15 protein-coding genes and 1 tRNA gene are annotated in these 21,750 nt (G+C 59.0%); 3 read left to right on the top strand and 13 right to left on the bottom strand.

Annotation, left to right across the window (positions count from 1 at the left end; genetic code table 11):
• Positions 1 to 2: 2 nt before the first annotated feature.
• Positions 3 to 665, bottom strand: coding sequence for a cysteine hydrolase family protein (locus tag ACX3OZ_RS06265; protein WP_459104052.1), 663 nt, complete (start codon positions 663 to 665; stop codon positions 3 to 5).
• A 252-nt stretch (positions 666 to 917) separates the two neighbouring features.
• Between ACX3OZ_RS06265 and ACX3OZ_RS06260 the strand changes: the two genes are divergently transcribed.
• Positions 918 to 1,997 (top strand): 4-oxalomesaconate tautomerase, encoded by a 1,080-nt coding sequence (locus ACX3OZ_RS06260; RefSeq protein ID WP_459104051.1) that lies wholly within the window; start codon positions 918 to 920, stop codon positions 1,995 to 1,997.
• A gap of 23 nt (positions 1,998 to 2,020) precedes the next feature.
• Positions 2,021 to 3,100: an AbrB family transcriptional regulator gene (locus ACX3OZ_RS06255; protein WP_459104050.1), complete on the top strand. Its 1,080-nt coding sequence runs from the start codon at positions 2,021 to 2,023 to the stop codon at positions 3,098 to 3,100.
• A 746-nt stretch (positions 3,101 to 3,846) separates the two neighbouring features.
• On the opposite strand, the gene ACX3OZ_RS06250 is transcribed toward ACX3OZ_RS06255, so the two are convergent.
• From ACX3OZ_RS06250 to ACX3OZ_RS06225, 6 genes are all read right to left on the bottom strand, one after another.
• Positions 3,847 to 5,943, bottom strand: a complete 2,097-nt coding sequence (locus ACX3OZ_RS06250) for a 3'-5' exonuclease (RefSeq protein WP_459104049.1) — start codon at positions 5,941 to 5,943, stop codon at positions 3,847 to 3,849.
• Positions 5,940 to 7,694 (bottom strand): DUF262 domain-containing protein, encoded by a 1,755-nt coding sequence (locus tag ACX3OZ_RS06245; RefSeq protein ID WP_459104048.1) that lies wholly within the window; start codon positions 7,692 to 7,694, stop codon positions 5,940 to 5,942. The genes ACX3OZ_RS06250 and ACX3OZ_RS06245 overlap by 4 nt, the downstream gene beginning before the upstream one ends.
• A gap of 41 nt (positions 7,695 to 7,735) precedes the next feature.
• Positions 7,736 to 8,119 (bottom strand): DUF4357 domain-containing protein, encoded by a 384-nt coding sequence (locus ACX3OZ_RS06240; RefSeq protein WP_459104047.1) that lies wholly within the window; start codon positions 8,117 to 8,119, stop codon positions 7,736 to 7,738.
• Positions 8,120 to 8,121: 2 nt separating this feature from the next.
• Positions 8,122 to 11,181: a site-specific DNA-methyltransferase gene (locus ACX3OZ_RS06235; RefSeq protein WP_459104046.1), complete on the bottom strand. Its 3,060-nt coding sequence runs from the start codon at positions 11,179 to 11,181 to the stop codon at positions 8,122 to 8,124.
• A complete protein-coding gene (locus ACX3OZ_RS06230) occupies positions 11,181 to 14,267 on the bottom strand; it encodes a BPTD_3080 family restriction endonuclease (protein WP_459104100.1) in 3,087 nt (1,028 codons plus the stop codon). Before ACX3OZ_RS06230 ends, ACX3OZ_RS06235 begins: the two co-directional genes overlap by 1 nt.
• Before the next feature lie 195 nt (positions 14,268 to 14,462).
• Positions 14,463 to 15,206 carry an NYN domain-containing protein gene (locus ACX3OZ_RS06225; RefSeq protein ID WP_459104045.1) on the bottom strand — a complete coding sequence of 248 codons (744 nt, stop codon included), beginning with the start codon at positions 15,204 to 15,206 and terminating at the stop codon, positions 14,463 to 14,465.
• 227 nt (positions 15,207 to 15,433) lie between these two features.
• On the opposite strand from ACX3OZ_RS06225, the gene ACX3OZ_RS06220 reads away from it, so the two are divergent.
• Positions 15,434 to 15,679, top strand: a complete 246-nt coding sequence (locus ACX3OZ_RS06220) for a hypothetical protein (RefSeq protein WP_459104044.1) — start codon at positions 15,434 to 15,436, stop codon at positions 15,677 to 15,679.
• A 72-nt stretch (positions 15,680 to 15,751) separates the two neighbouring features.
• On the opposite strand, the gene ACX3OZ_RS06215 is transcribed toward ACX3OZ_RS06220, so the two are convergent.
• The 6 genes from ACX3OZ_RS06215 to ACX3OZ_RS06190 all read right to left on the bottom strand — a co-directional run bounded on the left by ACX3OZ_RS06215 (position 15,752) and on the right by ACX3OZ_RS06190 (position 21,750).
• A complete protein-coding gene (locus ACX3OZ_RS06215) occupies positions 15,752 to 16,801 on the bottom strand; it encodes a site-specific integrase (RefSeq protein WP_459104043.1) in 1,050 nt (349 codons plus the stop codon).
• Positions 16,798 to 17,349, bottom strand: a complete 552-nt coding sequence (locus ACX3OZ_RS06210) for a DUF488 domain-containing protein (protein ID WP_459104042.1) — start codon at positions 17,347 to 17,349, stop codon at positions 16,798 to 16,800. Before ACX3OZ_RS06210 ends, ACX3OZ_RS06215 begins: the two co-directional genes overlap by 4 nt.
• Before the next feature lie 638 nt (positions 17,350 to 17,987).
• Entirely contained in the window at positions 17,988 to 18,551 is a 564-nt protein-coding gene (locus ACX3OZ_RS06205; protein WP_459104041.1) for a hypothetical protein, read from the bottom strand.
• Positions 18,552 to 18,765: 214 nt separating this feature from the next.
• Positions 18,766 to 20,490: a DUF6538 domain-containing protein gene (locus ACX3OZ_RS06200; RefSeq protein WP_459104040.1), complete on the bottom strand. Its 1,725-nt coding sequence runs from the start codon at positions 20,488 to 20,490 to the stop codon at positions 18,766 to 18,768.
• Positions 20,491 to 20,583: 93 nt separating this feature from the next.
• Positions 20,584 to 20,659, bottom strand: a tRNA-Ala gene (locus tag ACX3OZ_RS06195).
• A 74-nt stretch (positions 20,660 to 20,733) separates the two neighbouring features.
• The gene (locus ACX3OZ_RS06190; RefSeq protein ID WP_459093890.1) at positions 20,734 to 21,750 is read right to left on the bottom strand and encodes an SDR family oxidoreductase; all 1,017 of its coding nucleotides are present in this window, start codon (positions 21,748 to 21,750) and stop codon (positions 20,734 to 20,736) included.

The following is a 21,750-nucleotide window of genomic DNA, read 5'->3' as shown; positions in this document are numbered from 1 at the left end:
TTTCAGTCCGAAGCTGCGGGCGGTGTCCAGAGCGCGCAGATTTCGTCCGTGGAAACCACCGGCCCGGCAGTACGCAGGAAGGCGATGGAGCGGTTGTGCGCCTCTTCCGTATAGGCGCCCGTAGCATCCTCGGCCACCACCGCATAATAGCCCGATGCGACCGCGTGGCGGGCAGTGAACTCGATGCCGATATCGGTGGCCACGCCAGCCAGCACGATCGTGCTGATGCCGCGGGCCTTCAGCCGCAGGTCCAGCGGCGTGTCCACGAAGAGCGAAGGCATGCTCTTCTCGATGACGAGATGGTGCGGGGCGGGCGCAAAACCATCGAGGAATTCGGTCTCCTCCATACCCGCCTGCATAAATGGCCGCAGCTTGCTGGGGTGATCGACCTGCTGCTTGCGCATAAGAAACAACAGGAACGGACCGACCGTCAGGTCCAGCGGAGGCAGCAGATGCCGGCTCCAGATCACCAGCACCCCCGCCGCATCGGCTGCCTCGATCAGTCGCCGGGTCGATGCCCGTACGGTGTGGACATTGCTCGCCTTGCCGGCAAGTCCCTTCTGCATGTCCCACAATACGAGCGCGGTCTGCTGTGGCGGAATGAACTCTGCAAGGGAGGTCGGGACGGAGTGGGCGAGTGTGGAGGAGACAATTGCGCTTGGCATGGCAGCTTTCACATCTAAATGGGATGGCGACATAGTGGCCCGGAGCATTTCAAGCACAAAGTGCAATGGTCGTAGATTTTATTGCGCCAGACGCACCAATCCCATCCATGGTCGGTTTATTGCGTATGACGCACTGATCTTCTCCACAAACGCACTTATTGATCCCCACCGCTGATGCAAGAAGAGGTTCGGACCAAGTCGGTGCTCACTCGACCGCACGGCTCCGTCCACTGGTAGCCGGAGGAGTTAGCCATGCAATTGCGTATCCCGTGTGTCTTGATGAGGGGCGGAACATCGCGCGGCCTCTTCTTCCTGGCTAGTGACCTGCCGGAAGACGAGCTTGCGGTAGACCGCATTCTCATCGCCGCGATGGGTTCGCCGCACCCATTGCAGATCGATGGCGTGGGCGGCGGCAACTCGCTCTCGAGCAAGGTGGCGATCGTCAGCCGGTCCACCGTACCGGGCGTCGATCTGGATTATCTGTTCGTCCAGGTGAACGTGGCTACGGCCACCGTCGATCGCAATCCCAATTGCGGCAACATGCTCTCGGCGGTCGGCCCCTTTGCTCTGGACGCCGGCCTGATAGCGGCGAATGGCGACGAAACAAGCCTCTGCATCCGCAATATCAACAGCGGTACGATTGTGGACGCGGTGGTGCGGACCCCCGGCGGGGTGGTCGACTATGAAGGTGAAGTCTCCATCGACGGCGTTCCGGGTACCGCAGCACCGATCAAGCTCAGCTTTCGCGACGCGATCGGCTCCGTGACGGGGCACCTGCTGCCCGCAAAACAGGCCCGTTCCGTGATCGACGGCATTGAGATGACGCTGATCGACGCCGCTGTACCGCTGATGATCATCCGCGCCGAAGATGTCGGCCTCACCGGCGCGGAACTGCCTGAAGAGATCGACAGCAACCGGAGCGCGCTCGATCAGGTCGAGGGCCTGCGGCGCAAGGCAGGGCTTGCAATGGGCATGGGTGATGTGGCGGGCAAGGTGACCCCAAAGGTTGCGCTGGTCGCCCCGTCGCGCCAAGGCGGCACGGCGCTGATTCGCTACCTGACTCCTCTGACATGCCATCGCTCGCTGGCGGTGACCGGCGCGATCACCATTGCCACCAGCCTGTTCGTTCCCGGTTCGGTGGCAAGCGACCTACTGAAGGCGCCGATCGACGCTTCTGGAACGGTGCGCATAGAACATCCGGCAGGATCAATGCTAATCCAGGTCGAAACCGGACCCGGCGTTCAGGCCGGAATCCCACAAATCCAGCGAAGTTCGCTCATTCGCACCGCCCGCCGCCTGTTCGAGGGTAATATTGTGGTTCCCGCACTCTGACCTGGCACAATTTTCCAAACCTTGTGCGCACCCGATTTGGAGCGGCTGCGAGCATCCTAGTCGCCGTTCTGGTCGGTTTTTTGGCCGATTTGGCAGGCTTGCAACTGCCCTGGCTATTGGGGCCGATGCTGGCCAGCGCAGCCCTGTCGATAAGCGGCGTCGAAGTCTTTGCCTCGCAACACGGACGCCGCGCCGGCCAGTTGCTCATCGGCACGACGCTCGGCCTCGGCGTCACCGGTACGGTGTTTGCAACTCTGGTGGCCTGGGCGCCAATCATGATCCTGTCGGCGCTCATCAGCATCGCTCTGACTGCGTTTTTTAGCGTGTTCTACGCGCGCCTAGGCCGGCTGGACGCGAAGACCGCGTATTTTGCTCTGGTACCGGGCGGCGTGAGCGAAATGGCTGTAAACGCGGCAAAGCTTGGCGCACAGCCAGAACCTATCGCTTTCACCCAAGCCCTGCGCGTCGCGCTTATCGTGACCGTCGTGCCGACAGTGGTCGGCTACTTGTCGGAGCCGGGCAGCACACCGACTGTCGCAAGTCTGGCGCCTAGCCTCGACCACTGGATGGTACCGGTCGTGCTGGTCATTGCAACGGCGGGCGTATTGGTGGCAGGGGCCCTGCGCCTCAGCAATCCATGGGTCATCGGGGCGTTAACGACGATTGGCTTGCTGTCAGGCCTTGGCCTAACAGAAGGTGGCATGCCCACCCCCCTGTTCAATGCCGGCCAGTTATTTGTGGGTGTCGTCATCGGCTCCCGGTTCAAGCGGGACGCAATCAGGGCATGCGCCAGACTGCTGCTGCCCGCCACGATGTTCATCTTTCTCAGCACGGCACTGCTTCTAGGGTATGCCCAACTTCTTGCCCAGTTCAGCGGAATGCCAGCCGGAACCATGATCCTGGCGGTTTCGCTCGGAGGGCTGGCGGAAATGTCATCCACAGCCCACATTTTCAATCTCGGCGTAGTGCTGGTCACCGGCTTCCACGTTACCAGGGTGATCCTGGTCAATTCGCTGGCGCCCCAGGTGTGGACGCTGCTGATGTCCGCGGGATTTTTTTCCGCGGTAGCGCGTCTGGATCACTACCTATTTAGGCATAGGTGAGTGCAAGGACATGCCTCCACCGCCCAGGAGCTCGTGCATCGGCGCGTGACGAAGCAGGCGATTTACAACCCGCTCTCGAGCCCCGCGACGTGCCATCAGCGGACGAGGCCAAGATGGATGCCATGCAACCCAACAAGGTTCCGCGCCATGACCGGGCGCCATCGGTCACCGCGCTCGGTGCACTGGCGCTCTATCTAGCGCCATCGCGGCATGGCCGATTTTCGGCTGCGGTTCGCGGTCAAGAACGACCGCCTTCCCCCTCCATAGCCTCCGCTCGCGCATTGTCCTTGGCGGCGCGCGGAGGCCGCCTGACGCTCTGTATCACGGCGTTGGGCTTCGAGGGTGCGGTGGTCAACGCGATCCTGATGCCCGGCTCGTGCCAGAGCATGATTGACATTGCGCGGACTAGGCGATCACCTCCATGTTCGATCCTACGTGGACGACTTGGCCATTGGAGGAAAAACCAAAATCGCCGCTGAGGTGGGGGTCAACAAGTTGGCCGCGTAACCGCGTCGGCATCAGCTATATCCACCTCGGCGACCAACTCGGTGGGCGTCCGCGTACTGGCTCAGATCGCTATGACGATATGGCGCAGATATGAAGGCCGCAGGGTAGTTCAGGTGTGGGCGGTCACTTCCCAACGAGGCTTCGGCCTGCGCTAGAACGGTCCGCACTGGTTTGAAATCATGGTGCAGTGCTCGATCATCAAGCTCTGCAAGTTGCCCAAGATGACCCTAAAACCTGGCCTAATTAGCATCAAAATCGTCGATGAATTCGGAACCTGGTTCAACGGCAGAAATGACCAGGCGATCTCGCGCACGTGTTGCAGCCACATAAAGTAATTGCCGCTCGGTAGTCAGCACTTCATCGAGTTCAAATTCGTCCGAAACCTGCTCCAGACGTTCGGCAAGCGGCAGCACATCTTGGTCGCACGCCATTAGCACGACCATTCTGAACTCAAGGCCCTTAGCGAGGTGCATGGTTCCGGCTAGGACGGTCTGGCTGCCATCAGCCGATGGATCAACGAATGAACGGCTCGCTAGTCCTGCTTCTCGGATGGCGGCGCGCGCCCGACTGAGTTGCGCTTCAGATCGAACGAAGACCCCGATCTCGGCTGGCTGGATGCCGCTCGCTTGCGCCTTCCGCAGTAATTCAGCAACCGCCCCCGCTTCCGTCGCTTCGTCGGCGCGCAACAGAACCTCGGGATCTGGACCGTTAAAAACCGAAATCGTCCCGGCACGTTCGTCAGCGATGCCGTCCAGATCACGGACGCTCTTTGGCAGCAATCTGTCCGCCGCCCGCCTGATTTGATGCGACGTCCGGTAGTTGACCTTCAATGTTACGGAACGACCACGAACGTCCACCCCCAGTGCTTTCCAGGAGAAAGGCTGGCGAAATATACGCTGACCGAGATCGCCGACAAAAAACAGCGCATCCGGTCGATCCGGAGCAATGGCGGCCAGGAACCGCAATTCGGGAACCCCGAGATCCTGCGCTTCATCTACGACAATGTGGGTGAACGGCCGATTTGGTCGGTCTCGGTAGGATGTCGACACTGCGTCGAACAGCCCAGCCTCGGTCAGAAGGCGGCGTTCCGCCAGCCGGGACCGCACTATTTCAAACACCTGCCAGAGACGTTCCCGCTGGTTGGCGCCTAGGCGGTTCTTACGCCCGATCCGTGGCACATCAGCATAGGCGGTCAGACTTTGTATCTGCCAAGCATCGATCACATTTTCCCATTCTGAATGCAAAAACTGAGATGTGATTCCACCCGTATCTGTGGCCTCAGCCGCCTTAAGTATTTGCGTGCGGATGGCCTGAGCCGTCGCCATGTTGGGCTGCCACCCGGTTGCAAGTGTATAAAGCTGCGATGCTACACGCGAAAACGCGCCGATGGTCACCCGGTTGAGCAACTCGGCCCGCTCTCCAACGAGAAGTTTGAGCTTGCGTGCCAATGCGTTCGACAGTGGATCGGAGAAGGTAGTGAGCAGGACGCGTGCATCCAGGTCGGCCTGCAGGATGCTCAGAACCCGATGTAGCGCCACCACGGTCTTGCCGGTCCCAGCCGAGCCCACGACCCGCGCAGGACCGCCAAAAGTCCGCTCAACCGTTTGGCGCTGCGTTGGGTGCAAGAAGATGGCCCACTTCTCGAACGGGGCATCGAGTGCCACCTGCATCGCCTCCACGCCCTCCATGATGCGAAACCGGCGCTGCGTATCAGGGTGTTGCAGTGGGTCAGCAGTTGGGGGCGCTGTGGGCTTGAGCACGCCAGTTGCAGCAAAGTCCAGTAGACCCTCGCGGGCTTCTTCGGGCAAATGAGGTGCGACGTCAAAAAAGCTGTCGTCAGTGGCTGCCCGTACGTCCTCAATCCAGTCCGCCGGCACGCCGACCGATAGCAGATCGTCATTGCTCAGCGTGACGAATAGCGGTGGCAGGGGTGCAGAAGCCTTCCCCGGAACCGGGGGAGTTGCGTCTGGCTCTGGCGACACAACGGGCCGGCGCAACTCCTGTACCAGCTCTCGCACTTCGCGAATCTGGATAGCCCCGGTGTGGGGGTGCTCGTCGATAACCCGACGCTCCGCCCAAGCATAAGCGGCGTCATGGTGATCGACATAGGCGAGAAGCAGACTGTCACCGGCCTTGTGCACGATGATCCGAATGTCGCCGGAAACCCGCACCGACCAGAAATTTCGGTCACGAGACTTGTCGATCCGATGGAAGGACAGGCCCGGCTGATCAGGATTTTCCTGCAGGTCATAGACGGTTAGCTTGGCCTGCTTCTGCTCGTTGCCGTTGAGCTTGGCGAGGGCCGTGCTGAAACTTTCGGCGAGGATGGTGCTCATGCTTGCATAGGTTGAATATCAACCGAAGGATCGAGCTGAAGCCGCTTCAACCTCGCACGAACAAGCTTTTCGCGTTCTTCGATGAACTTCGGCAGCATGAGAATTGTTTGCAGATGCTCATCAGGTGGCAGGCTGTGTCTCTTTGTAAACTGGTCGTCCCTCGTTCTGATCCACGTGCCAAAGGCTTGCGCGTTTTTCTCAATATTTTCGCTCTGGGAGAGGAGCTGCAGATTACCAAACCGATTGGTCAATCCTTGAATTTCGTCGATCTTTGATTGGGGCAGGTTCTGCTTCATCAGTGTTGCACGCGACAGAAGGGCTTGCGGGAAAACGTGATCAACGTGGAATGGCATCATCCCCCAACGGTGCTCGTCATAAAGCAATGTCAAAGCTAAGAACGTGAGCTTTTGGCCATAGCCGAGACCAAGCACCGCCTCTATGGAGCTATCCTCAAAGGCCGATGAGCGCTTGAGGTGACGAGAAAGCTCGGCGTTCAAGCCAGCGAATGGGAAATCGTCTCCTGGCTGCACTTTTTCGACGACCTTGCGAGCCACCGCAATTGTCGAATCTGATGTGCCGCCGAACACTAAGTTCAACAGTGCGGCAATGATCCACCGGCGAATGCGCTCGGCGTTCAAGATATTGAATGTCGTGTCCTGTGCGAGAAGGTCATGCCCCGTGCTGTGCAGATATTGCGCAATCGGCAAGGTGGCATTCAAGCTGGTCAGGTTGCTCTCGTCGAGTCCAAAGGCATTGAGCAAGGCGAAGGTTCGGCGCAGCGTTTTCTTAACGCTTGGCCAGGCAATTCTCATGGTGTCCAGATTAGCCAGCGTCAAATTGCGAACCTGATAGTGGTGATCCAAGCCAGATAGCAGCAACGTCGCCTTGATAATGTAGTCACGCGTAACCGCATTTTTGCGGTGACCGTCCTTGTTGATTTCGTCGGCCAAATTGACCAGTTCCTCGCGCGCCGAAATATCGGACCATCGCGCTGAAATCATTGACACCATCAGGTCAACCTTGCTGAGCTTGGTCCCAGCGTCGTTTGCCCGAACGAATATGCGAAGCACGCGATCGTAGTCCTGCAATTGCTCGGTATAAAAGCAGACCGATTGGTCGATCCAAACCATACTGCGCAAACGGTCCAGGTTCCGCGCCGCAAGATCTCTCTCGGCCTGCGTCGCATCTTGCCGCAAATTGCCAATTATCTTCAGTTTGTAGTGCTCGAAAGCGGCATCGTCCTCCAATTCAAGAATGTCGCCGACCTTCATCCATAGCTGACCAGGGAGCGATGCGGGCAGCCCTTCACGAAATGCAAAACCAAACAGCTGCTCATCGTGCTCGGAGTCATCTTCGTCAAAAATGTTGTCGGGTTCGATCAGTAGATCGAGAAACAATTTCTTAGTTCGCCACGCGTCAGAACTTGAACTCCGCTTGTGCTTGATTTTCTCCGTTAAAGATCCGCGCAACCCGATCAGCATCGAGGTCAACCGCTGCTGACCGTCGAGCACTAGGGTCACCTTCAGACCGTCAAGATTGGCATGTTCGTTGTGGATTTCACCCTGGCGGAAATTTTCGGCGAAGCGATAGCTTTGCCAGTTGTTCTTGTTCTCTGGGCTAATATCCCAAAACAGGAACGAGCTGATCGGGAAACCCTTCATCAGCGAGTCGAACAAGCGGACAATCTGCTCGGAGTCCCAGACGTAGGGACGCTGAATAGCAGGCAGAAAATAGCGATGATTGACGTTCATGACCGTCTCGGCGACAGTTGCTGCTGAATATGGCATGAGCTCTATTTGACCGGATTTCGATTGTAACCAAGTTCGTGTAGCGACTTCCCGGAGTCAGGATCGGTCCAGTATTTTGGACCGCTCGCATTCCCGTCCTGAATGACGCCCGCAGCAGAGCTTGGGCTCCCAAAGGTCTGGTCTTTCGCGAAAACGTAAAAATCAGCACCAGGCACAGACTGCAAAACGCCCTCACGAATCAGCCGATCTCGTTCCGGCTTATCTCGTTTGACCTGCGCTGTTCCCTGCCGAACGGCATTTGAACCCGCCAGGACGACAAACTTGCCATCTGGCATGAGTTTGCCACGAGCCGGAATCTGGCTGCGGCTGAACGAAAAAACTCGATCAAAAAGATGTTGCGCAGAAATGTTAGATGCAGACTTGTCCAATGCTAAACCCCAAATACCTTAAGCACTTCATCTCCGAAGTGATTGATGACCTTCACTGCGATGCGACCCGTCTTGGGCTTTGGGAACGGCCGTGACGTATCTGAATAGAGCGTCGCCCAGGCATCTTCGTCGATTTCGGCGCGCAAAGCGGTCTTGAGCGACTTGTAGGGCCCCTCACCGCTGGAGGCACTGCCGAGGAAATAGGCGTGGCGGACGAAGAAGCTTTCTTCGTTGTAGTCGGTATCGATGAACCAGGCGGCAATGCCGTCCTTGCCGTCGGACCGGATTTCGCCGGTCGAGGGATCAAACACATCGACGCCGTTGACACGGATTTTCAGCTCTCCGTCCGGCGCATCGAGGATGTCGATGTCCGGTTCGCCGAACACGACGAACAGGTTGCCCTTGCCGGTGGCCTTGAGTTCATCGGCCATGTGCAGATCGGGGTTCATGCGGGCCTTGAGGATGGCGAGCGGGCCGAGGCGATCGAGTTCACCCGAAATGGCGTCGAAGTTGAAGGCACAGGCGATCAGCACATCGAAACGGGCGTTGGCGGCTTCGCGGGCCGCAGCGGTGATCTGGCTGTGGGTCAGCGTGCCGAATTCAGGCCCGATCAATACGCCGGCGCGGCGTTCGCAGCCTTCGCCATCGGTATAACGGGCCTCGGCGCCCAGCCATTTGCCCGGCCAGGGCTCCACCGAGTTAAAGTGGATCGTGTCAGCCTTGTCCTTCTGGTGCAGGCCGGCCTTCTTGAGATTTTCGATCACCATGGCGCCGAAGTCGGCCCCGGGCATGTTTTTCGGGCCCGGCTGCATCTGGCCTTCGGCGGCGGCGAGTTCGGACCCAAGCGTATCGTCGCGCGCCGTCACCACGCGATGCGGCGACAGGCTTTCCACGGTGAACGGCCCGGCGACGCGGACCTTGGATTTGTCTTCGTAGGGGCGGTCATAGAGCAGTTCGACATCGGCGGCGCGAGCGATGGAGGCGTCGATTTCCTGCTGCCGGGCAACGCGGCCCTCCCACCATTTGACATGGAGGTCGCGCACGCTCCGGTTTACAAGCGCGGCATGGGCTTTGCCGTCCTTGCTAACGAGCCAAGTATCGAGATCACGCGGAATCTGCCATTCCTGCCAGCCGGGACTCTCGGCCTCCCTCTTACCAAGGGAGTGCTCGTCATCTGCGCCCTTAGCAGGGGCGTGCCTCCCCTCGGTGCGGAACAGGGCTGCATTTATCGCTCCACGTAGAGGCTCCAGCGCGGCTTGCCATTTGTCCCAGATGATGTCGATTTCGGCATTGCTGGCGATGGATTTAAGCGTGATGTGCGGCGCACGTTCATAGACGAAGCCCTCGCGGATATCGCCGCCCGGCGCCGGCTCGCTGACGGGCAGCCTGCCAGTGACCTTGCCTTCTTGCACCCGGCCCTCGGCGCTGTCGGCCAAGTGATAATAGGGATAGCGCGCGCTCATCAGCCGCGTGCGGGCAAGCGCAAGCGCAACGCGCGATGTATCCATGGTGATCCAGCGGCGTCCCCACTGTTCGGCGACAGTCGCCGTCGTGCCCGAGCCGCAGGTGGGATCGAGCACGAGGTCGCCGGCATCGGTGGCCATTAGCAGGCAACGCTCTATTACTCCCGTAGAAGTTTCGACCACATATCTTTTCTCGTCCGTCCGGCTCGAGATGCCGCCACTGGTGTCAGTCCAAATGTTATGAGTAACTGAAACTGGAAAGTCGGTGAGCATGCTTCGAAAGCGCACGCCAGCTTTGGTCTTATGCAGACGACCCGACTTTCCCACTCGGTCCATAGTACTTAGGCGAATTTTCCAATGAGATGACCCTGGCGGAAGATATGATCTGCCCTCAAATCTGAAAGTTTGAAGCTCTGAGGCAGCGCCGGGCGATACGAGTGAAACTGCCTGGAAGGGAGACCAGCCCTCAGGAAACCCTAGCTCTCGTTCCTGCACCGTAGATGGCCTCACGGTAGCGCCGTCGTCCGCACGCAACGTGCTAAAGCGATTTACGCTCGCCATATCGGATTTCAGCTTAAATAGTTGGCGGTACTTTAGTTCTTTAATATTCCGCCCGTACCACAGAATTGAATCATAGACCGGAGGAAGAAAATTACTCGTTGCATAAGGAGTGGTTTGATAAGCAATAGAGCTTACAAAATTCGTCGCCCCAAACACCTCATCCATAACCGCCCGTACCCGGTGGACATTCTCGTCCCCAATCTGCACAAAAATGCTGCCGCTCTCCGTCAGCAGCTCCCGTGCAACGGTCAGCCGATCCCGCAGGTAGGTTAGATATGAATGGATTCCGTCCTTCCAGGTATCGCGGAAGGCCTTCACCTGTTCGGGCTCGCGGGTGATGTCGGTCTGCTTGCCGTCCTTGACGTCGCGGCTGAGGGTGGAGACCTGCCAGTTGGAATTGAACTTGATGCCATAGGGCGGATCGAAGTAGATCGCCTGTACCTTGCCCTTGAGCCCCTCGCGCTGCGCCAGGCTCGCCATCACCTGCAGGCTATCGCCCAGGATGAAGCGGTTCTGCCAGTGCATGGAATGGCGATAGAACTCGGCCCGAGCCTCCGGATCGGTCAGCCCGTTGAAATCGGCGAACAAGTCCGGCGCGTCGTCCTGCTCGGCGCGCTTCGCGTCAGTCTGGCGCTTGAGATCGTCGATGATCGCCTTGGGATGCACCTTCTCCTGGATATAGAGCGGCGGCGCATTGACGATGAGATCGGACCAGTCTTGTGTATCCTTACCGCGCCACACCAGCTGCGCATCGCCGATTTCGACCGTGCCGGTCTCGGTCAGTTGCGCGCGCTGCACTTCGGTCAGCGAAATTCTGATGCCATTCCAGACGATCTGCGGATCAAGATCGCCATCGCGCGGTCGCGTTTCACCCTCCGCTAGCGGAAATGCTCGTGGCATCTTCATGGCCTTCCACTTGATCCCCATGAGCTCTTCGTTCTGCTCATAGATCGGCGCCATCTCGGCCGTGGGATTGTTGATGCGTCGATCCTGATGACGCAGCGTTTCGACATCTTTGGATTTGGGAGGCCTGGCCATTATGCGTATTCTTTCCTAGGCGCCGTCAGCGTCGCGATGGCTGCCGCGTAATCGTGTTCCATGTTGAAAGCGTCGTGGAGCTCGATGAAGCTCCAGCGCCCGAAATCGCCCAGATTGTTGACGCTGGGCACCCACAAAGTGCGCATGGTCTCCGCCTTGATCTGGTCGTCAATATCGCGTTCGCCCTTGATCTCGACCACCAACATCAGCGGATCGTCCGGCCCGTGCCCGTCATCGAGTTTGACGATGAAATCCGGCAAATAGCGCCGCGCCTCGCTCCCCGCGAGATAGGGCACTTCGAAACCCAGCGCCTGGTTCTTGACATAGGCCAGCGTCTGCGGATGACGCTCCGCCACCTGAGCGAACTCCAGCTCCCACTGGCTGTCGCCCACCACGTAATTGATCTGGCACTTGCTCGGGTCGGTCTGCCATAGCGCGGTCTTGGAGGTGATGAACTGCACGTGGTCGGTCACCACGGCGGGATTGTACGGGTCGAGCAACGCCTTGACCCGCTGCGGTTCGCCATCCTCGCCTTGATGTAGAATGGCCGTATGGATCAGTTCAGCGGCACGCGATGCCACGCTGGCATAAGTCAGCATGCCGGGCTTGGTGCCACCCACGGCAGAGAAGCACTCCGCCATCCAGCGGCGCACAATCGGCTGCAGTTTATAGTAGAGGTGATATTGCGGCTTGCCGCTGCCATCAAGCAAATGGTGCTCCAGCAAATATTTGCTGAGATGCGTGGCAATCGCTGCTGGGCGCATTTCGTCCAACACCTCGGGCGAGATATCGTGGCCCTCACCGACCAACCCCTCCATGCGGGCGCGGGTGGGGCCAACCATCGACTGATCCAGCACGAGCCTGTGTTGATCGGTAAATGTTGCTGACAGGTGGTCATCCGGCAACTCGGTGCGATAGCCCGCAACTCGCGGCAGCCGCATCGACAAGGCGATGCGCTCCCTAACGGCGGCGATACGAGTGACAGGCTTGGGCGGCTTCTTGGTGACCTCGGTCGGCTCGGTAGCAAAATCGAAGGGGATGCCGAGGATATCGGCATATTCGGGTTCAAACAGACGGTGCCCCTCCGCGTCAGTGTCCTCTCCCAGTTCATAGGACTGACGCCGCAGGCCGCGACCGACCACCTGCTCGCACAGCAATTGCGTGCCGAAGGCGCGAGCGCCGAGAATATGGGTCACCGTGTTCGCGTCCCATCCTTCTGTCAGCATCGATACTGAAACGACACAGCGCACGTGCTCGCCGAGACGACCCTGGCGCCCGACGGTGTTCATCACTTCGCGCAGGATTTCGCTATCGGTAACGGCGCCGGCCGAAGCTGCACCCTCCCGTTGCGCCTTTTCGCGACGGAACTGTTCGATCTCGCCACCGGCAATCTGCTTGAAGGCGTCGTCCAGAGTGCCGGATTCGATCTGGTGGCTATCCACCAGAATAGTGTTCATCTGCGCCAGCGGGTTGCCGGTATGCGCATCGAAATTCGAGAACAACCTTAGATTGCCCTGGTGGATGGTGCGCTGTTCGCCTTCTTCGTCGCGCTGGAAGCCGGAAATCCATTCATAGACCAGGCGTGAACTGGCAGTATTGTTGCACACCACGATGAACACCGGCGGCACACCGATCCCTGCCTTGTCCCACTCGCTGTACTCCCTCTCATAATGAGAATAGAGCGCGTGCAATGCGGTTGCCAGCATATCGGGAAACTGGCTACGCGGATCGAGTACGCCGGATTTAGCCGCGCCCTTCTTGGGCATCTTCTTGCCGATATGGTCCCATAAATTGCGGAAGACGGGGCCATCAGCGTTGAGCGAATTGTCCGACACCGGCACGCGCGGTAGTTTCACGATGCCGCATTCGATAGCATCGACCAGCGAGAAATCGCTTATTACCCAAGGAAACAGCGTGCCCTCAAGATAGCCCGACCCACGCAAGAAAAACGGCGTAGCGCTAAGGTCGTAAACCCCCCGAAGCCCCACCTTACGCTGCAGCGCCTCGATCCCAGAAATCCAAAGCCGAGCTGCCGCACTGTTTTCCGCAGCCTCGGTTTTGTCGTCACCCTTCAACGCCTCATCAGCCGGATTTTGCTGCTTTTCCCGGTAGCAATGGTGTGCCTCGTCGTTGATTACCACCACGTTCTTGACCGACAGCAGATCGCCGCAGGCGCGCTGCAGCATTTCACCTTCGGTCTCTGTGGTAATCAGAGCTTCGTTGCGCCAGCCTGAGAGCATAGCGCGGCCGGTCTTGTTGGTGTTGAGCCACTCGCGCCGCTGGAAGGCGTGATAGTTGGTAATAACGATCTTGGCATTACCTAGGTCGCCCTGCATCTCCGGCGGCACCAGCTCGCGAGTTCGATAGTAATTTTCTGGGTCGGATGGCAGCAACACCCTCAGTCGGTCTTTGATCGTGATGCCTGGTGCCACGATCAAGAAACCACGCGAGAAGAGAGATGAGCCGGGTTGTCTGGCATGGTTGATGGTCTGCCAGGCGATCAGCATTGCCATCACCGTGGTTTTACCGGCGCCAGTGGCCAGCTTTAACGCCAGCCGAAACAGTTCCGGATTGGCGTCCAGGTTAGCCACGTCGAGCGTTTTGAAGATATTGGCGTATTGCCGCTTACCGCGCGCCACCTCGCTCAGCCAGATTGCTGTCTCGACCGCCTCAAGCTGACAGAAAAACGGCCGTTGATTGGTAAAATCATGGTGCCGCCAATGTTGCAGTAAGCGCTGGGTGACGGGCGTCACCCCCCAGTCGGCCGCATTGGGCAAACCGCGCCAAGCTTCCAGATGTGAGCGGATCTCATTGACGATCGAGTTTTCACTGTACCGTGTTGTGCCAACTTGCTCGTCGAGTCCGAGTTCACCCTGCGATGATTTTGCGCTCTGCTTTTTGCTGAGCGGTACTGGCACCATGTAGCGCGAGCGCCGGCGCCCGCGAATGGGATCGAGTTCGAGGGGTTGCCCATTATCGCCCAGGGCGTGATGGCGCGTCGGTGGGTGATACGGGGAATTTAGGATCGGCTGCGCGTAAAACGGCTTCAAGTAAATGCCCCCGGTCGAAATGCTGTTGCCCAGCATTCTTGATTCAATGCGCGACACTAGAGCGTCTCAAACACCCATTTGCAAGTCAGAGGGGCGCTAGGTTGCACAGTGCCTTGGGAGTCGGTGCCCCCAAACTCAGCGAACGAGTGCGGCGCAACCGGCATACTGGAATGACCGTAGATGGGAGCGCACAGGACAGGCTCGGTCCGAAGACTTTTCTGGGACCAAACGTCAACGCGGCCGTTTCGCTGGGGTGGGCTTGGCCCGAATGCGCAGTGCGCCTCCTTCGGGGTGAATGACATCGAAGGCGTTGGTCTGACGCACCAGATCACTGAGCTTGCGGAACCCGAACGTGCGAGGGTCGAAGTCCGAGGCTAGATTGGCCAGTTGATTGCCAACCGCGCCCAGCGGCACCCAGCCGTCTTCACTCTCCATCTGGGCCAGCACCTTGACCAATATCGGCACCGCATCGGCAGGAGACTGGAGCGGCGCGGCCTTAAGTTCAGCATTCTCGGCGTTGGCCGGCGCGCTCGGCAGCAGGTTCTCGGTATAGATGAACCGGCGACAGGCTTGCCGAAAGCTCTCGGGCGTCTTCTGCTCACCGAAGCCGAACACATCAACCCCCTGTTCACGGATGCGAGCGGCCAGCCGCGTAAAATCGCTATCGGATGACACGAGGCAAAAGCCGTCGAAGCGCCCGCTATGCAGCAGGTCCATAGCGTCGATCACCAGTGTGATGTCCGAAGCATTTTTGCCGGTGGTGTAGGCGAACTGCTGCTGCGGGATGATCGCGTGTTTCGCCAGCACGTCGGCCCACGCCTTGGAGCGCGTGCTGGAGAAATCGCCATAGATGCGCCGGACGCTGGCCTCGCCAATTTTGGCAATCTCTTCAAACAAACCATCGGCGATCCGGGCCGAGGCATTGTCGGCATCGATCAGCACGGCAAGGCGAGGGGAGCGGGTTTCAACTGGCATGGTTGATCCATTCATCGGCACGGCAATAATGGTGGAGCGGCCCGTTTCGTCAAGGCACAAGGCCAGTGTTCTATCCACCCCAAAACTGGGGCTCTAGCGGCGGATTTTAACTCGTGATAATGGTAATTATCCCAGCTGAACCGCCGCTTTCCGCGACATCGGGCGGTGCTCAGATCGTCCCAATCTGCTATGGTTAATGTGTGAAAAATCAGCAGACGGAGGCGGACATGAGCCGGGGATTTGGCGTCGTTCAGCAGCGGATCATTGCGGTCTACGAGCAGCAGCCACAGGGCAGTTGGACGGTTGAGCAACTGGCGGCAATGGTCTATCCCGGCGCGGCGCTGGGCCGGGCGCATAAGGAGAGTGTGCGGCGGGCATTGGCGAAGCTCGGTGAGCCGCTACAACTGCACCGTTGCCGTGTTCGACTGCCATCTGGGGCCGGCTGGCACCACGTCATTGCACGCGCTAACTGAGCAGGCCGAGCGCCAACAGGCTTGGCCCTGAAGTTAAGTGTTGTAACCCCTGACGTTGATTGCAAAGCGGGTTTACAGCAGCTTGGCGATGGCTGGGTCATCGAACAGATCGACAGCGCGGATATAGCGGGCGAGACTGGCTTCTGAGCGATGGCCGGTGGTTTGCCTGATTTTATGCGAGGGGGCTCCGGCTTGGGCTGCTGCCGTGACGAAGCCGGCCCGTAGCGAATGACCCGAGAACAGTGCGGGATCATAACCCGCTGCAGTGAGACGCGATTTCAACATGAAGCTAACCGCCTCGCCCGATATCGGTTCAGGCAGGATATGGCCGTGCTTGTTCAGGCTGAGAAAAAGCGGACCGCTGCTGATCTCGGCCAAGCGGAGCCAGCCTTCCAAGGCGCGTACCGGGCAATGGCGGGTTTTGCCAAACGGCACAGCGATTTGCCGGCCTCGACCCTCTTGGTCGGTTTTGCTGCGCCGCAGCGTCACCATGATCCCGCGCCCGCTAAATTCTAGGTCTTCGACGTGCAGGGAGGCCAACTCGGAGCGCCGCATCGCGGTGGCCCACCCCAAAAGCAATACCGCTCTGTCCCGCACGTCTTTCGGGCGCTCACCAAGGTGGTCGAGCAGCTCGAACAGATCATCGCGCAACAGGGGGCGTGCCTGACGCTGGATCATGCCGAGACGGCGGCGAATACCCCGCATCGTGGCGAGGACCAGTTCGCTCCGGCATGGGTTATTCAATCCGGCAGCGGTATGAGCCTTGGCCAACGCCGCCAGCATCCGACTGATCGAAGCGACCTTATGGGTGTTGGATAGCTCAGCGACAAATCGGGCGATGGCGCTGGGACTGGCCGGGACCGTGCCACCCCACGCCCGGAACTTGGCAAGGTCCGAGGTGTAGGCGCGGCTGGTGCTGGGTGCCACGCCATCTCGGATCAGGTCTACGACGGGCTGATCGATGCCCAAATCGGCTGGCAGTTTCTGCGAGTGACCCGTGATGCCAGTTTCTGCAGGTCCAATCATCGGCTGATGCCCAGCCCCGTGGCAAAAATTAGGGGCAGGAATTGGCAAACAATTGGCGGTCCAATCATCCTCTAGGCCATTCTGGGCTGCGTTCATGCAGGTTCGCCCCGCAGGCGCTGCTCTTGGCGGTGATACGCCTCCGCCAGCCGCTCATCTCGGGATTGGAGCAAATCGGCTTGGACCTTGGTGCGGGTCAATAGGCGCTCCTCGGCGTCGTGCTGGGTCTCAAGGCTGCCGTCGCGGGCAATATGGTGGAGATCGACCCCGCGCTGGGCTAGATGTCGCCCGACCAGCAAAAATCTGTGGCAGGTGATGACATCATGTTCCGCGCAGCACAGGACGAGGCGGGTGCGCGGGGCCATCTCCAGCAGCGTTACGATCCCCGCCAAAAAATCTGGGGTCTGCGCCATGTCGTCGTAGCGGTCTGAGCCAGAACGTGGACGCCCACCGAGTTGGTCGCCGAGGTGGACATAGCTGATGCCAACTCGGTTCAGGCTGACCCGCAATATCGGGCGGTTGAAATGGGTCAGCCGTGACCGTGGGTAGGATCGCACGTCCACGAGGCAGCCTATCCGGTGCCGGTCGAGCAGGCGTTGGAAGGATGACCAGTCGTGGGTCGAGGTGCCGATGGTGAAGGCCAGCATACTGAGTACTCTCCATGATCAAGAGAATAGCCCAAAAACCTCGCCAAATCCATAGAAATACCAATTATTACAATGGCTTGACTTTAATTTACTTGCTCCCAGTCTCCCCGACGTCTTGCCTTCATTATGAAACGGCGCCTTATGCCCCTGCTGGGTTGCCGCCCTGAAGGTCAGATGGCAGGCGTCTGTAGCCGTCAGAGATGGCCGCAGGCGCCTTTGCTGCCTCTTAGGGTAGGCGTGTATTGCCCGAGAGAAAAGTCGGTCCTGTGAGCGCGCCTGCGAACAGCCAGTGCCGAGCCGACCGAAGTCACTCCGGCGAGAGGGGGCTATGGGGGAGTGCCTTTCTTCCTTTCTTTCTTCCCGAAGTGTTTGGACGAATGTGCTCTTGCTTTCGGGATTGCGCACGGGAGGCGAAGCCGACTGCGCGCCCTGATGTTCATTCTTAATGAATATCAGGTATAGAACCTCTTTCATTCCTATTGCACGTAGTGCTCTTCCCATATGGAACATTCTCGTAGAGTGGCCTCCGATATTAGGGGTTTCTCGCGGAAAGCCCCCGAAATCGGTGGATTTATGAAGCCCCCGATTTCGAGGATTTCTCTCGCGCGTAGAGTGTCTCCCGAAATCGGTGGTCTTGGTTACGACTTCACCCGGTGATAAAGCCGTCTGAACAGGTAGGGCAAAACCTTTTCATTCACCACGTAGACGGTTTCCTTGATCGCTGGCCCCTTGTCCATAAAGCTCTTGGGCTTGTCGATGAGCATGGGGACCGTGGCCTCCAAGATGCCGTTCACCTCATCCCATATCCCGGCCTGGTCCAGATGGATGGCCCGCTGGTTTGGGCTGTCTACGGTCAGGCGTTTCGATGCGACAAGCACGAAGGGGCTGGACTTGAGGGCGGCGAACGCCCGTTCCAGCTGCTTGGATGACATATTAGTGAGGGTCTGCAGTTGCTTGTCGGTCAGGAACAGGAACTTGCGCATCTCGCCGTCGTGCTCCCGCTCCACGTATTTTTTGGCCTCAACCCAAAGCTCCAACAGGCCATGGAGCAATCGTGTGGCACCGTCGGTGGATGCCAGCCGGGACACTACTGCCATGGTGCCGGGGCGCACGCTAAAGTTGTTCTTGGGACTGGCGACCTTGGGTTTAGCTGCAGGCTTGGGGATCACCAGCTTGAGCTTAGGTTTCTGATTGTTCATCATTCTTGACCGATCTTTTGCAATTGATTGCAATTTTATGGACAAGCGCTATGATGCATGGGTGAAGTCCAATTCATCCGTCGCTTCGAGCGCCTGCTCGTCTCGCAGTGCCCACCCCATCCTTGATCATGGGGTGGGCTTTCGTTGCATATGCCAGCATTGCTCATATTCCCCGACCATAGGCCCATGAAGCAAAGAAGGCTGGGTTCTTTCCCCGCTAGGTCGGCAACACATCTGGCTGATGTAGGAAGGCCAAGTCGAGGCCGGGGTAGCTGACCCTCGCTATGGCATCAACTTGCAGGCCAAGATCATGCTGGTTGCCGTAATTGTCACTGACCGAGGTGCCGTGCTCCCAAGCTCCCAATGCCTTCAGGATGGTTGGCGAGGCATCTGCACGCCGTAAGGCATCACGAAACGTGTGGCGAAGGCTGTAAAATGACTGGTTTTCTTCGAGTGTCATGGTCTCGGGCAGGAATTTTTCGTTGAACCGCTTCAGCGGATAAGTTGCATGGTTGCCATATTTATCGGGTTTCCAACCGATGAAGAGGCGGCTGCCGTTCTTGGCTGCCAATCGTCGCTCATGGTACTGCAGCAGGCCAATTTGGATCAGTTCAGGGTGTAGTGCCATTTTCCTGCGGCTGGCCGGGGTCTTTACTGTCTTGGTCCCGCCGTCGCCCACATCTGTGATGTCGAGGTACCAGACGCCAGCTTTGGTTTGGCGCACGTCCGAGATTAACAGCTGGCAGACTTCGTTCGGGCGCATCCCCATAAACAAGCAAATGAGGGGCACCCAAAATCGCCAGTCTCTATCTTTTAGCTTGTAGGGGGACGGGGTGCTCGGCGCACATGAACGATAGAAATCTGAAGTGAAGAACGTTTTTACCTGATCTAGTGACCATGGTGCCCGCTTGTCTTGGGCCGAGGTGCTCTCCTGCGTCAGGGCGCGGAGCTTACCAGCGGGGTTGTGGCAAATGAGCTTTTTCTCGGCGGCGAGTTCCATGATCGCCTTGAAGGTCGAGATATACATTCCTTGAGTGTGAGCTGCCAAAGTTCTTCGGCCTTCTTTCGCTGCTCGCTCAATGGCTTTTTCCACTGGCAACTTACCAAAAACCTTGAAACGGTTCGTCGGCATCCCAGCGATCATGGTGCGAACGCGCCGACTGGCGTCATAGTCAACTTCGTGCACAGCTGTGTCGCGACCGACGAGTTCACAAATCGTGGCGACGGCGGCGGTGATCTTGTCGATGGTCTTTTGGCCCCGTCGGTTCGCCTTGGCCTCCTCAATTCGCTGCTGCAGGTACTGACTGGCCAGCTCGCCAAATGGCAATTCTTCGCGATGCGAAGGACCGAAGAGGTGATCGAAGTGGGTTCGTGAATGATCGCCTGAGTATTTGGCAATCCGCCGCTGCTCGACCTCAATTAACCCTCGGATGACCAGAGCGGCGAATTGGGCGTAACCCTCACCTTCACCCGGTATTGGCAATTTGGCGTCGTTGAGAAGGTTGGTGGCGGTCCGTGTCACCCACGTAGCAAGCTCTGGATTGGCCGGGTCGCGTAGAATACAGATCGTTTGATCGGCCTCGTTGATCCACTCGCGGTGTGTCTCCGCGTCTGGTGGAGCCGAAATGGCAACGGCCTTGTCCATCGCTGCGGTTTGGCGATCAACGTACTCGCGCACAATCCGCTCTTTCGATGGGGCCGAAAATTGCGTGCCGCTAGGAATGTTGCTGGCAAGTTGGATTTCCGCTGCGTCGAATATGGCGTCCCATTCAACGTCTTTGATGGTTCGCAGCTTCTTGGCCTGTGACTTGTCCTTTGTGGACAGGCTCACCCGAATTAGCGTCTTGCCAAAGTGGGCCACAAGCCCCTGCGGAACGCGGCGGTTATAGTACCACGTTCCCTTGATCTGGATCAGATTGTGATTTCCGGCCACGTCGCTCATGCTCATATGTATAGCACAAATGTGTGCAACACCAAGAAAGCTAAGCCATTGAAATGCCGAAGATATAAGGAAATTAAGCCCTTAAGATCGGAATGGTGGAGCTGAGCGGGATCGAACCGCTGACCTCGTCATTGCGAACGACGCGCTCTCCCAACTGAGCTACAGCCCCGTTCCGACGGTGCTGATATGAAACAGAAAATACTGCGAGAGCAAGAGCGGGATTGCGGTTTTTTGCAGTCGTGATCAGGCCAGTCCATGGCGGATCAGCGCGCCGGCGGTGGCCAGCACGGCGTCGGGCATCGGCGTCAGCGGACGGCCGAGCAGGGTGGTGATGGCGCTGGAATTCAGGCGCTTGCTGCGGCCCAGTTCGGCCAGATTGTCGCCAACATCGGCATCGAACCGGCCATAGAGCCGCACCATCCAGTCGGGCAGCACCAGGCGCGGCACGCGGTGGTCGGGAAAATGCTGGCGTAGCAGGCCGGCGATGTCGGCGAAGGCCATGCTGCGCTCGGCCATGGGGAAGCGCTGGCCGCCGGCGGCCGGGTCAATCATGGCGGCGAGATGGGCGGCAGCGACGTCGCGCACGTCGACGGCGTTCAACTCCATGCGCGGCAAAGCCGGCACCGAGCCGTCGAGCAGGCGCTGCACCAGCACTGCCGAGGTGCCCGGATCATCGTCAAGCAACGGACCGAGAATGACGGCGGGGTTGATCGCCACCAGCGCGTCATGGCGACCGGCAGCGTCCATGATGGCCCAGGCGCGGCGCTCAGCCAGGGTCTTGGACCGCTGATAGGCGTTGAGGCCGGGCCCGTCGAGATTGGTCCAGTCAGAGGCGGTGAAGGGGCCGCTACGGTCGCTGGCGTGGCCATAGGCGATGGCGGCCATCGAGGAGGTGAGCACGATGCGCTCGACGCCGGCCGCATTGGCGGCGTTGAGGGCCCGCTCGGTGCCGCCGACCGCCGGGGCGATGACGTCCGTGGGATGGGAAGGGGTTTTGAGCAGCAGCGGCGAGGCGGTGTGCAGCAGATAGCGGCAGTCCTGCGCCGCCGCCGCCCAGCCCGCGTCATGGCGCAAATCGAGCGCCACAAACTCAAGGCGGCTGATATCGGCGCCGGCCCGGCTGAGACTGGCCCGCACTGCGTCAGCCCGCAACAAATCGCGCAGACTGCCGCGCACTGCATAGCCGGCGTCGAGCAGTTGCAGGGCGATATGGCCGCCGAGAAAGCCCGAAATACCGGTGAGCAGCACGCGGTCGGTCAT

The organism is Devosia sp. A369 (assembly GCF_054489345.1).
This window is presented reverse-complemented; position numbering and strand designations above follow the sequence as displayed.

Coding starts and splice junctions, on each gene's coding strand:
- ACX3OZ_RS06220 (WP_459104044.1), top strand. CDS start 15,434: ATGAGCCGGGGATTTGGCGTCGTTCAGCAGCGGATCATTGCGGTCTAC.
- ACX3OZ_RS06260 (WP_459104051.1), top strand. CDS start 918: ATGCAATTGCGTATCCCGTGTGTCTTGATGAGGGGCGGAACATCGCGC.
- ACX3OZ_RS06210 (WP_459104042.1), bottom strand. CDS start 17,349: ATGCTGGCCTTCACCATCGGCACCTCGACCCACGACTGGTCATCCTTC.
- ACX3OZ_RS06250 (WP_459104049.1), bottom strand. CDS start 5,943: ATGAGCACCATCCTCGCCGAAAGTTTCAGCACGGCCCTCGCCAAGCTC.
- ACX3OZ_RS06215 (WP_459104043.1), bottom strand. CDS start 16,801: ATGAACGCAGCCCAGAATGGCCTAGAGGATGATTGGACCGCCAATTGT.
- ACX3OZ_RS06200 (WP_459104040.1), bottom strand. CDS start 20,490: ATGAGCGACGTGGCCGGAAATCACAATCTGATCCAGATCAAGGGAACG.
- ACX3OZ_RS06245 (WP_459104048.1), bottom strand. CDS start 7,694: ATGAACGTCAATCATCGCTATTTTCTGCCTGCTATTCAGCGTCCCTAC.
- ACX3OZ_RS06205 (WP_459104041.1), bottom strand. CDS start 18,551: ATGATGAACAATCAGAAACCTAAGCTCAAGCTGGTGATCCCCAAGCCT.
- ACX3OZ_RS06235 (WP_459104046.1), bottom strand. CDS start 11,181: ATGGCCAGGCCTCCCAAATCCAAAGATGTCGAAACGCTGCGTCATCAG.
- ACX3OZ_RS06225 (WP_459104045.1), bottom strand. CDS start 15,206: ATGCCAGTTGAAACCCGCTCCCCTCGCCTTGCCGTGCTGATCGATGCC.
- ACX3OZ_RS06190 (WP_459093890.1), bottom strand. CDS start 21,750: ATGACCGACCGCGTGCTGCTCACCGGTATTTCGGGCTTTCTCGGCGGC.
- ACX3OZ_RS06230 (WP_459104100.1), bottom strand. CDS start 14,267: ATGCTGGGCAACAGCATTTCGACCGGGGGCATTTACTTGAAGCCGTTT.
- ACX3OZ_RS06265 (WP_459104052.1), bottom strand. CDS start 665: ATGCCAAGCGCAATTGTCTCCTCCACACTCGCCCACTCCGTCCCGACC.